Annotated in this window: 7 protein-coding genes; 5 read left to right on the forward strand and 2 right to left on the reverse strand. The window is 64.6% G+C overall.

The window, feature by feature from the left end; translation table 11 throughout:
- Positions 1-5 precede the first annotated feature (5 nt).
- Together cydD and ABQM86_RS09255 are read left to right on the forward strand one after the other, a co-directional pair.
- A complete protein-coding gene (gene cydD, locus ABQM86_RS09250) occupies positions 6-3416 on the forward strand; it encodes a thiol reductant ABC exporter subunit CydD (RefSeq protein ID WP_369746439.1) in 3411 nt (1136 codons plus the stop codon).
- Positions 3417-3425: 9 nt separating this feature from the next.
- Positions 3426-4436, forward strand: a complete 1011-nt coding sequence (locus tag ABQM86_RS09255; RefSeq protein ID WP_369746440.1) for a GNAT family N-acetyltransferase — start codon at positions 3426-3428, stop codon at positions 4434-4436.
- Positions 4437-4442: 6 nt separating this feature from the next.
- Here the strand turns inward: ABQM86_RS09255 and ABQM86_RS09260 are convergent, their stop codons facing one another.
- Positions 4443-4961: a DinB family protein gene (locus ABQM86_RS09260; RefSeq protein ID WP_280627744.1), complete on the reverse strand. Its 519-nt coding sequence runs from the start codon at positions 4959-4961 to the stop codon at positions 4443-4445.
- Positions 4962-5089: 128 nt separating this feature from the next.
- Between ABQM86_RS09260 and ABQM86_RS09265 the strand changes: the two genes are divergently transcribed.
- Entirely contained in the window at positions 5090-5473 is a 384-nt protein-coding gene (locus ABQM86_RS09265; RefSeq protein ID WP_207597165.1) for a VOC family protein, read from the forward strand.
- A 95-nt stretch (positions 5474-5568) separates the two neighbouring features.
- Here the strand turns inward: ABQM86_RS09265 and ABQM86_RS09270 are convergent, their stop codons facing one another.
- Entirely contained in the window at positions 5569-8085 is a 2517-nt protein-coding gene (locus tag ABQM86_RS09270; RefSeq protein WP_369746441.1) for a DNA topoisomerase (ATP-hydrolyzing) subunit A, read from the reverse strand.
- Positions 8086-8139: 54 nt separating this feature from the next.
- On the opposite strand from ABQM86_RS09270, the gene ABQM86_RS09275 reads away from it, so the two are divergent.
- Both ABQM86_RS09275 and ABQM86_RS09280 read left to right on the forward strand, forming a co-directional pair.
- Positions 8140-10827, forward strand: coding sequence for a GNAT family N-acetyltransferase (locus ABQM86_RS09275; RefSeq protein ID WP_369746442.1), 2688 nt, complete (start codon positions 8140-8142; stop codon positions 10825-10827).
- 56 nt (positions 10828-10883) lie between these two features.
- Complete coding sequence (locus tag ABQM86_RS09280) at positions 10884-11609, forward strand: DUF5998 family protein (RefSeq protein ID WP_207597168.1); 726 nt, start codon at positions 10884-10886, stop codon at positions 11607-11609.
- The last annotated feature ends 1 nt before the right edge of the window (position 11610 follow it).

Consider the following 11610-nt stretch of genomic DNA (forward strand, 5'->3'; position numbering starts at 1 on the left):
GCCCCATGAAGCCCGTGTTCCCCTCCGGCCCGGCCACCCGATCCGCGCTCTACCTCATTGGGCTCCTGTCCGCCCTCAAGGCGCTGTCCCTGGTGCTCATGGCCCAGGCCGTGGCGGGGATGCTGGCAGGGCTCGCTTCCGGAACGGGGGACTGGAGCAGCGGACTTGTCTGGGGTGCCGTGGGAGCAGTCCTGAGGTCACTCACGGTCTGGGGCCAGGGCATCGCCTCCAGGCGTGCAGCCCTGGGTGTCAAGGAGGAGTTGCGGGCGCAGCTGCTGCGGCGCTCACTGGCCGACCGTGGTTCATCCCCGGTCGAAGGAATGAACGACGGCGGCCTGGCCATCCTGGCGACGCGGGGCCTGGATGCGCTGGACGACTACTACACCCAGTACCTGCCCGCCTTGGTCAATTGCGCCACGGTGCCGCTGTTGATCGGGACCAGGATTCTCTTTGCCGACTGGGTCAGCGCGGTAGTGATCGTCCTGACCGTTCCGCTGGTGCCGTTGTTCATGGTCCTGATTGGCCGGCACACGGAGGACAACGTCAGGGACGCCCAGACAACCCTCCGGAAGCTCTCCGGGCACATCCTGGAACTGGCCAAGGGCCTTCCGGTGCTGGTGGGCCTGGGCCGCGCCACCGAACAACGGGCGGCCTTGGAAGACATTTCGGAGCAGTACCGGAGCCGGACCATGGGAACGCTCCGCACAGCCTTCCTGTCAGCGTTGGCGCTCGAACTCATTGCCACGATCTCCGTTGCCGTTGTTGCCGTGTTCATTGGTGTCAGGCTTGTGGGCGGCGACATGGCGCTGGAAGCCGGCCTTCTGGCCCTCATCCTGGCCCCGGACTGCTACCTGCCGCTTCGGGAGCTTGGTACGGCCCACCACGCCAGCGACGACGGCAGGGCCGCCTTGGAAACCACCCATGCCGTGCTGGATGCCCCCGCGCACCAACCCCTGATGGACAAAGAATCCTCAAACAACACGCCGTCCGGCGTTGTGGTTGACGGGTTGGCGGTGACTTATCACGGGAGGTCCACAGCCGCCGTCGGGCCCCTCAGTTTTACCGCTCCGCGGGGAAGTATCACAGCCCTCGACGGCGACAGCGGCGCCGGGAAGAGCACCGTCCTTGGTGTCCTTGCCGGGCTGATCGGACCAGGGCCGGGAGCCGGCGTAACGGGAACGGTCACTGGAGCCGGGAAGGGGGCCGTGGCATGGGTGCCCCAACACCCCGCCATGGCAACAGAGACCGTCCAGGAAGAAGTGTCGCTGTATCTTGACGGGTACAACGGAGATGCCGCCCAAGCCGTCACACGAGTTCTGTCGAAAGCAAAGGCTGCGCACCTGGCTGCGAAGAACCCGGCCGAGCTGAGCCCCGGCGAACTACGCCGTGTTGCGCTCGCCCGTGGATTGGCACGGGTGGAAGCAGGGGCCACCGTCCTGCTGCTCGACGAGCCCACCGCACACTTGGACCCTTACTCAGCCAGCGTGGTCCGCGACGCCATCGAGTCACTGCGAGGCAACGTGACTGTCATCCTGGTGGCCCACGACGCCGCAACCCGTGCGCTCGCGGACCACGTGGTGCCCGTGGGAAACAAACGCTTCCATACCGCGCCCATGGTTCCGTCCAAGCGCACGGGTGACACTCTGGAGAAGGCCGCCGGCGAGCAGCGCCAGACACCCATGACCGATGGTCTTACCCAGAGCGCCCCACAGGCCGGCAGCCTGAAGCGCCTGATGGGGATCCTCAAGCCCGTGCAGTGGAAGTTTGTCGCAGCCGGCACCGTGGCAGTCCTGGCTGCCCTGTTCGCGGTAGCACTGTCAGGTTTGTCCGGGTGGCTGATCATCAGGGCGAGCGAACAACCGCCCATCCTCTACTTGCTGGGCGCGATCGTGGGCGTCAGATTCTTCGGAATCGGCAGGGCAGTCCTGCGCTACTGTGAGCGGCTCCTGACCCACGACGCCGTGTTCGCCGCTATGACCCGCCTCCGCGGAGCACTGTGGGAGACACTGAGCCGCAGGGCACTGTCATTGAGGCGCCTTCTCCAGGGCGGCAATGTTCTTGGCGCAATCGTGGACGACGTCGATACCCTCCGGGATCTCCTGCCACGGGTCGCTCTGCCACCCGTCACCGCAGTGGGGGTGGGAGCAGCGGCGATCGCAGCCACCGCCGTCGTCCTGCCCGCCGCCCTGCCCGCTGTCGTGCTGGCCTCTGTTGTGGGACTTGCAATCGCTCCGCTCCTTGCCGTCCTGGCTGACAGGAACGCTGCCAAGGCCGAACAGCACATGCGCTCCGCGGTACTTCACGGCGTGGCCGCTGCCCTGGACGCCCGGGCAGAACTGACGGCCAACGCAGTAGCCGGGCCGGTCCTCAAGGATCTGCGAACCAAAGACCGCGAAGCCACCGTCGCTGCCCAGCGCTCGGCATGGGCTGAAGGCCTCGGCCAAGCCGTGATCGTCCTGTCCTGCTCGCTGGCAGCCTTGTGGGCAGGTGTCCTCAGCGCTCCTTCTGTTGCCAACGGTGCAGTCCCGCCCGAACTTGTGGCTGTCATCGTCCTGATGCAGTTGGCCTTGGTGGATGCCTTCAGCGGCATCGTTTCCGCAGTGCGCCAGGCTCCGGCGCTCGCGGACGTGCTGGGCCGGGTTGCTGCGTCCGGGGCTTTGGACGCTCCTGCCACCGATCTTTCCGGGGCAACCCGAACAGAACTCGACGGCGGCCCGCGGCCACTCCCGGACCGCGACGGCTCAGCGGGGCTTGAATTGAAGGGTGCGGCGGCCGCCTGGCCCGGGGGCCCCGATGCCTTCGCCGGGATCACCGCCGAAGCCGGACCCGGCCGTTGGCTCGCGGTGACAGGGCCCTCGGGCGCGGGAAAGACCACGCTGCTGTCCGTGCTGCTGGGCTTCCTGCCGCTTACCCGGGGAACAGCGAAGCTGACGGGCACCGCTGCCTGGTGCCCCCAGGAAGCGCACCTCTTCGACTCGACCATCCGTGGGAATCTCCTGCTCAGCCGTCCGGCCGCGGCGAAGCCCAGCGAGGCCGAGATGCACAAGGCACTGGCCGACGTCGGACTTGATGCGGTGGTGGACGCCTTGCCGGACGGGCTCGATGCCAGGATCGGGCCCGGTGGCTCGTTCCTCAGCGGAGGCGAACGGCAGCGGCTGGCAATGGCCAGGACCCTTTTGACTGGGGCATCGGTCCTGCTGCTCGACGAGCCCACCGCCCATCTGGATGCCGGTTCTGCACGGGAAATGATGGCCATTCTCCGCCAGGGCCTCAAAGACGTCACGGTTGTCCTGGTGACGCACAATCCTGACGACATTGATCCGGGGGATGCGCGGCTGGAACTGCCCGCAGCCCGGCCTGCGGCGAAACAAAGCATGGGCGCGCCGGAACTGGTGGGAAAGCGTACCCCTCAGTAACCTGTTGGCATGCCTTTCAACGCCGCAAGCCCTGCTGTGCCCAATGCCGACATCACCGGCCTGCAGTGGCGGCCTGCCACCATGGAGGATCTTGATAACTGGGCGGCCCTGGTAGCCCGGACGGCCGCCGTCGAACATCCCGTCTGGTACGAAAAGCGCGGGGACCTGGCCCACATCCTGGAGTCCAGCAAGAACCCGCCGCAGACGAGCACCCTGCTGGGTTTGGACGCCGACGGTGCCGCACGCGCCTACGGACGTATTTCCAAGAACCCGGAGGGCGATAAAGCCACCGGAGCGGCGTGTGTTGATCCCGAATGGCAGCAACGCGGGATCGGCTCAGCAGTCCTGGTGTGGCAGGAAGAGCAGGTGCGCAGGCGGTTCGACGCTGATCAGGCTGCCGGGCATACAGAGGCACCGCCGCGGCTCCGCATCCAGACAGAAGAACAGCACGAACACCAGGCCACTCTCCTGATGGGGCATGGGTATGCTGCCGTCCGCTGGTTCAATGAAATGCACCGGCCCCTTTCCCACGAACTGCCCCAAGTGCCACTGGGTGCCGGCCTGGAACTCAGGACGTTGGAACCGACGCTCTTTGAACCCGTACGTCAAGCGCACAACGATGCTTTCAGGGACCACTGGGGGAGCGAACCCAGGGACGAAGAGTCCTGGCGCTTCACCATCGAGGAACCCACGGCGCGGCATGATCTCAGTGCGGTGGTTCTCGACTCAGGGACGGGGGAGGTGGCTGGATACCAGCTGAGCAGCTTCGATCCCGATTCCGCAGCAGACCGCGGTTTCACAGAGGGCTATACGGAGCTCCTGGGCGTTCGGCGCGCCTACAGGGGCCGTGGCATTGCACAAATGCTGCTGGCGGACGCCATGCGCCGGTACACCGATGCCGGGATGCAGGTGGCATCGCTGGATGTGGATTCAGCCAACCCCACCGGTGCGCTGGAGCTTTACCTCCGGATGGGCTATGCACCCGTGAACCGCAGCATGACGTGGGAGAAGATGCTCTAGCCCGTCCTAGCCGTCCACGTCATGCAGATGGTGGACAACATCGTGGAGGAAGTACTGGGAGAACGTCAGCACAGTAAACGAGGACCCGTTGCTGCGGGTGCCGGTGCGCTGCCAGTCATTCTCGGTGACCCGGGCGAAGGACTCGGCGATCTCGCTGCCCTCCGCTTCAAGTTCGTCAGCCACGGTTCGGGGGTCGGCCGAACCGTACTCCCCATCGATGGCGGCCTGGTCCTGGTCCCAGTTGTCGAACCGGGCATCATCCTCGGTCAGCATCAGGTTCAGTCGTTGGTCGAACAGGCTGAACACATCGCGGACGTGGCAGGCGTACTCCAGGTTGGACCATGTGTGGTCGTCAGGCCGGACGGCCGCATCTTCCCGACGGAGGACAGCCCTCCACCGGGGGAGCATGTTCAGGACCGACCCTGGCACCGTGGAAGGAGTTACCGTGGCGGGGTCGAAACCACATTCGGGGCAGGGCTGGGAGAGCACCCAGGTCCAGTCTTTTTCGTCAGGGATGATCGGCATGCCGCCAGTCTAAGCCGACCTGCACCACACCCGTTGCGAACCGTGAAATATGGTGTCGTTTTCGCATGACGTGCCCGCCCGCGCAAGAGTAAAGTTCATTCCGGGGGGAGAGCCGGAAAGAGAAAAACATGCTCAAGGATCAGCAGGTTGGTGCCGTCCTACCGGCACAGGACATAGCCCGGGCCCGCGCGTACTACAGCGAAAAACTCGGACTGGAACCCGAAAATCCGGACGCCGACGACAACCTCCAGTACAGGTGCGGCGATGGAACGGGATTCTTCGTTTACCAGACATCCAATGCCGGGTCCGCGAAGAACACCCAGATGGGCTGGACAGTCGATGACGTCAAGGCCACCGTGCAGGAACTGCGCGGCAAGGGTGTCACGTTTGAGGACTACGACTTTCCTGGATTGAAAACTGAGGACGGAATCGCCACGATGCCTGACGGCAGCGCTGCGGCATGGTTCCTGGACAGCGAGGGAAACATCCTCAGCATCAACCAAACCGGCTAGCCCGCGCCGTGGCCCCAGGGCCACGGCACAGCGAAGGCCGGGGTCTATCTCCCCGGCCTTCGCTGTTCCTGACGGCTGTGCTGTTCGTGGCGCGGCTATTCTGCCGCTTCGACCCATGCCATGCTCGGTCCGATCGCCTCAACAGGCTGCGACAACGGCACGCCGGAACCATCCCTGCGGCCATGCTCGTGCGGGAGGGCCCGCGCGACGCCGGCTGCCGAGGACGCTTTTGCGGGGCCATGTCCCGCCCACGCCAGCAGCAGGGTGTCTTCGCCCTTGAGGAAACGGTGGACCCGGACGCCGCCGGTGGCACGGCCCTTGGCAGGGTACTCCTCGAAAGCTGTCACCTTCGCGGTGCCGGGAGCTGTGCCCGGCAAGGCGCCATTGGTGCCGGCAATGGTGACGACGACGGCGGCGGGATCGTTGGTGCGTACGGTTCCGAAGTGGATCACTTCATCACCGGCGGCCAGCTTGATGCCGGCCATACCGCCCGCCGTTCGGCCCTGCGGCCGGACGTTGGACGCACTGAACCGGAGCAATTGTGCCTGTCGGGTCACGAAGACGAGATCGACGTCGTCCTCCTGTGCCGGTTCCACAGCAAGGACCGAATCCTTGTCCTTCAGTGCGATGATCTCCCAGTCCTCACGGTTCAACGGATAGTCCGGTTGAACCCGTTTGACGATTCCCTGGACGGTGCCAACAGCGAGGATGGCATCCAAGGGAACGAACGCAACCAGAGTCTCGCCCTTGACCAACGTGATGAAGTCCTTCGCCGGGACACCGCCGGCAAGGTTGGGAAGCCCGGACATCGGCGGGAGGACGGGCATGTCCATGACCTGCAGGCGCAGCATGCGCCCTTGCGACGTCACCGCGCCGATCTCACCCCGGGCAGTGGTTTTCACTACCGAGCGGAAGACATCGTGCTTGGCCCGGGGTCCCGCTTCGGCCAGCGGCTCCTGGTTGGACGTCCTGGCAATCTGGCCTGAGACGCTGAGCAGGGCCCAGCAGGGGTCATCCGGAATCTCCAAGGGCAACGCCGCAGCCTTGCCCTTGGGGCCGGGAGTGGAAGCTGCGAGGGCTGCAGCCACGGTGGGGGAGACGGCTTCGGACTCCAGCAGCACCGTGCGCCGGGGTGTGCCGTACTTTTCGGCGATGACCCCCAACTCGCCGGAGACGAGGTCGCGGAGCAACTCATCGGAGGCCAGGATGGCCTCAAGTGCCTCGATTTCGCGGCGGAGCTCGTCCTGTTCCTTCTCCAGTTCAAGCCGGGAATACTTGGTCAGCTGCCGCAGACGCAGTTCCAGGATGTAGTTGGCCTGGATCTCGGTGAGGTCGTAGATGGACATCAACCGCTCGCGGGCGGCAGACGCTTCGTCGGAGGAACGGATGATCTGGATGACTTCGTCGATGTCAACGATCGCGATCAGAAGGCCCTCCACCAAGTGGAGGCGGTCCTTCTTCTTGCCCAGGCGGAAGGACGTACGGCGGCGCACCACAGTCAGCCTGTGCTCAACGTACACCTGCAACAACTGCAGGAGGCCCAGCGTCTGTGGCTGACCGTCCACCAACGTAACGTTGTTGATCCCGAAGGAATCTTCCATGGGTGAATAGCGGTAAAGCTGCTGGAGGACGGCGTTGGGGTTAAAGCCGTTCTTGAGCTCGATGACCAAGCGCAGGCCGTGGTTGCGGTCCGTCAGATCCACCACATCGCTGATGCCTGTCAGCTTCTTGGCGTTGACGGCATCCTTGATCTTCTCGATCACCTTTTCCGGGCCCACCATGTAGGGGAGCTCAGTGACCACCAGGCCGGTCCGTCGGGCGGACAACTGTTCCACCTCAACCTTGGCACGGGTTTTGAAGGAACCGCGGCCGGTGGCGTAGGCGTCGCGGATTCCGTCCAGCCCAACAATCCGGCCGCCTGTGGGCAGGTCGGGACCCGGGATGAACCTCATGATGTCATCCAGCGTAGCGTCCGGGTTGGCGATCAGGTGGCGTGCGGCGGCGATGACCTCAACGAGGTTGTGTGGAGGCATGTTCGTTGCCATGCCCACCGCGATGCCCGTAGTGCCATTGACCAGCAGGTTGGGGAAAGCGGCTGGGAGGACATCCGGCTGGGTCAGTTGGTTGTCGTAGTTGGGGACGAAGTCGACTACGTCTTCGTCCAAGTGATCCGTCATGATCAGCGCGGCGGCGGCCAGGCGTGCCTCGGTGTACCGCGGTGCTGCCGGTCCGTCGTCGAGCGATCCGAAGTTTCCGTGGCCATCGATCAGCGGCAGGCGGAGGGAAAAGTCCTGCGCCATGCGCACCATGGCGTCATAGATCGCGGTGTCGCCGTGGGGGTGGAGCTTGCCCATGACTTCGCCCACCACCCGGGCACTTTTAACGTGCCCGCGATCCGGGCGGAGGCCCATATCGGACATCATGTACAGGATGCGCCGTTGAACGGGCTTCAGTCCGTCGCGGGCGTCCGGGAGCGCACGCGAATAAATCACTGAGTAGGCGTACTCCAGGAAGGAGCCTTCCATCTCCGAAGTGACGTCGATGTCCACGATATTTTCGGTGAAATCGCCGAGGGGTTCGGCTGTCCGTGCTGATTTTTGGCTGCGGGCCATGGGGTCGGTGAATCCTTGAAGTTGTACTGCGGATGTTTTAGCTAGGCTAAGCCTATGGTGGATCAGCCCGGCGTCGGCATTTATCCGGAATATTGGGAGGCTGATGTCGTCCTGCGCGACGGCGGAACCGCCCACCTTCGCCCCATCCGGCCCGAGGACGCCGATGCCCTGCAAGCCTTCCATGCGGGCCAATCGCAGGCGTCGATCTACATGCGGTTCTTTTCCTTCAAACCCCGGCTCTCCGGCAAGGAAGTGCGGCGGTTCACCGAAGTGGACCACATCAACCGGGTGGCCTTCGTCATTACCATCGGCGGGGAGATCATGGGCATCGGCCGTTACGACCGGCTGGATGACCCGGACGAGGCTGAAGTCGCCTTCAATATCTCAGATGCCCATCAGGGCCGCGGGATCGGCTCGATCCTCCTGGAGCACCTGGCCGTTGCCGCCCGCGAAAACGGCATCCGGCGTTTCACTGCCGAGGTCCTGCCGGATAACCGGAAGATGCTGATGGTCTTTGCCGACGCCGGCTACGACCTCACCCGGCAATTCGACGATGGCGTGGTGAGCGTCGAGTTCAACATCGACCCCACGGAGAAGTCGCGGGCCGTCATGGAATCCCGTGAGCACCGCGCCGAGGCCCGCAGCGTGCGCGACCTGCTGTCGCCGTCGTCGGTGGCTGTTATCGGCGCCAGCCGCAAGTGGGGGACCATTGGCTACCAATTGCTCGAACACATCATTGAAGGCGGGTTCAAGGGCCCGGTCTACGCGGTGAACCCTGAGGCTTTTGAACTTGCCGGCATGGTCTCCTTCGGCAAGTTGTCGGAAATACCTGGACCTGTGCAGTTGGCCATCATCGCTGTTCCTTACGAAGAAGTACCCAAGGTGGTGGACGATTGCGCTGCTGCCGGCGTCAAGGGCATCGTAGTGGCAACTGCAGGATTTGCCGACGACGGCGAGCGGGGCCTGGCACGCCAGCACGAACTGGTGCGTCGTGCCCGGGCCAACGGGATGCGGGTGATCGGCCCCGAGTCCCTCGGAATACTGAACACCCACCCGGCCGTATCCCTCAACGCGTCCATGGCGCCCACCATGCCGCCCAGGGGAAGTTTGGGCCTGTTCAGCCAATCTGCTGCTGTGGGCGTTGCTGTCTACGCCGCCGCCAGCCGCCGCAGGCTCGGTTTGTCCTCCTTCCTCTCGGCGGGAAACCGTGCCGACGTTTCCGGCAACGATGCCATGCAGTACTGGGAGGACGACGCCGACACCTCCGCAGTGGGCCTGTACCTGGAATCCATCGGCAACCCCCGTAAGTTCTCCCGCCTGGCCCGCCGGTTGTCGCGGAGCAAGCCTGTGATCGTCGCAAAGTCCGATGTGACGGGCCTCAGCCTGCCGCCGGGGCACGAAGTGCGGACCACCCAAGCCCCCGCTGCCGCAGTGGACGCCATGATGCGCCAAGCAGGCGTCATCCGCGTGGAAACCATTGAGCAGCTCATGGACATCGCCCAGATCGTGTCATCCCAGGCGCTGCCACAAGGCCCCGGGGTTGCCGTCTATTCCAATTCCGTGGCCTTGGGCAAAGTAGTTTCCGACACCGCGGGTCCGCTCGGACTGGAGGTGAACCGGCTGGTCACTGACGTTGACCTCGACGCCGGTATGTCGCTTGCGCTCCCGGCACTGAGGACCAGCCTCATGGAAAGTCTGGCCGATCACTCCGTCCACGCTGTAATTGCCGCACTCCTTCCCGCGAGGGGACTCACGGTGGAGGCGTTGGCCGGTGTCCTCGCGGAATGTGCCGCAGAGGCCGGGAAACCCGTTGTTGCCGCGTTCACGGGAATTCTGGACCCCTCGGTCCACGTGGAGGGCATGGTGGGTTCCGCAGAGAAGCCCGTGCTTCCGTGTTTTTCCAATGCGGGCGCCGCCGTGGCTGCCTTGGCGGCCATTGTTGGCTATGCACAATGGCGCGACAGGGACCAAGGACTGTTCGTTGAACCGGACGGCTGCGACGTGGAGGGCACCCGGGAAACGCTGACGGCGATGCTGGCCGGTGTTACCGGCGAGAAACTCAGGAAACTCGACGCCGGGGCTGCCGCGGCGCTGCTTGCCGGCTACGGAATCGACGTGGTGCCCACGCTTGGATTCGGTACACCGGACGAAGCCGTGCAGGCGGCCGACGCGGTGGGTTGGCCTGTGGTCCTGAAAACCACCGACCCAGCCCTCCGGCACCGGCTGGATCTGGGCGGGGTGCGGTTGGACATCCAGGACGCGGAATCGCTGCGCCTGAACGTTGCACAAATGCGCCGGGCCTTGGAACCATATGGATCGCCGTCCCTTGAGGTCCAGGCCATGGCTCCGGTGGGACAGGCCTGCACTTTCCGGGCCATTGAGGATCCGTTGCTGGGGCCCGTTCTCTCCTTTGGGTTGGCCGGTGATGCCGTGAACCTGCTGGACGACTGGGCCCACCGGGTACCTCCGCTCTCGGCTGCGGACCTGCATGACGTCATCCGCTCACCGCGCGCCTCAAGGAAACTCTTTGGTTATCAGGGACTGCCTGCGGTGGATGTGGCTTCCCTGGAGGACATAGCGGCCAGGCTTGCGAAGCTGAAGGACGATCACCCGGGAATTGCGCTGGTGGAATTCAACCCCGTCCTGGCCGGTCCCTCGGGCGCCACGATCCTGGGTGCCGAGGTCTGGATTGGCAACGCCGCACAGCGGACTGACAGCGCGCGGCGTGCGATGCGAAGTTAGCCACAGGGTGGACCGCGCGGTTAGGAAGTCATCAACCGATCTGTGAAAATGGGGGAATGAGCACCCAGTCTCCGACGCCTCAATCACGCCCGTCCAACACCGGGCACCACACCGCGCATAACCACAGCTCGCAGGGGCAGAGCCTGGACCAGGCATTGCAGCAGGCGGGGTTTTATCCGCGGCTCGTGGCGGACGTCGTCGATGACGCCCTGGACGGCCGGGAGTGCCTTTCCCATTTGGTGCACTTGGAGACGCACTTTGACCGCGCCGAGGTCCGCAGGCACATCACTGTCCTGGTGCTCACCGAAGACATGCTGGTCATCACCCATGTTGACGACCAGCAGCTTGATGAAGCCGGCGAGCAAATTGTTGCCCAGATCTCTACGGAGTCGGTCCCAGTGGCCCAAATCCGCTCGGTGGTCCTCAGCTACATGTACTCCCAGCCCCAGAACTACAAGCCCTCCGATCCTGTACGGGAGCTCACCGTCTCCATTGCCTGGTCCGGAGGCCAGCGTTTGGACATGGGACCGGCCAGCTGCGGAGACCCCCAGTGCGAGGCAGATCATGGGTACAGCGGCACCATTGCCCAGGAAGACATCGTGCTGCGCATCAGCGCCGAAGCGGATGGTCTGCAGGCCGTCCAGGATGCCAAGCTCTTTGCCCGCGCCCTGCGTGCCGTTAATACAGGAAATCCGGCTCCCGTCCAGCACACGGGCATCCCCGCTCCGCGGCCGCGTTCGGGTGTCTTCAGCAACCGCTTGAGCCGCGGACACCAGCGTTGAG

The sequence above is a fragment of the Paenarthrobacter sp. AMU7 genome (assembly GCF_041200195.1).
Classification (GTDB): domain Bacteria; phylum Actinomycetota; class Actinomycetes; order Actinomycetales; family Micrococcaceae; genus Arthrobacter.

Bases quoted from the DNA above. Each gene is read 5' to 3' on its own strand.
- cydD (WP_369746439.1), top strand. From the start codon at position 6: ATGAAGCCCGTGTTCCCCTCCGGCCCGGCCACCCGATCCGCGCTCTAC.
- ABQM86_RS09255 (WP_369746440.1), top strand. From the start codon at position 3,426: ATGCCTTTCAACGCCGCAAGCCCTGCTGTGCCCAATGCCGACATCACC.
- ABQM86_RS09260 (WP_280627744.1), bottom strand. From the start codon at position 4,961: ATGCCGATCATCCCTGACGAAAAAGACTGGACCTGGGTGCTCTCCCAG.
- ABQM86_RS09265 (WP_207597165.1), top strand. From the start codon at position 5,090: ATGCTCAAGGATCAGCAGGTTGGTGCCGTCCTACCGGCACAGGACATA.
- ABQM86_RS09270 (WP_369746441.1), bottom strand. From the start codon at position 8,085: ATGGCCCGCAGCCAAAAATCAGCACGGACAGCCGAACCCCTCGGCGAT.
- ABQM86_RS09275 (WP_369746442.1), top strand. From the start codon at position 8,140: ATGGTGGATCAGCCCGGCGTCGGCATTTATCCGGAATATTGGGAGGCT.
- ABQM86_RS09280 (WP_207597168.1), top strand. From the start codon at position 10,884: ATGAGCACCCAGTCTCCGACGCCTCAATCACGCCCGTCCAACACCGGG.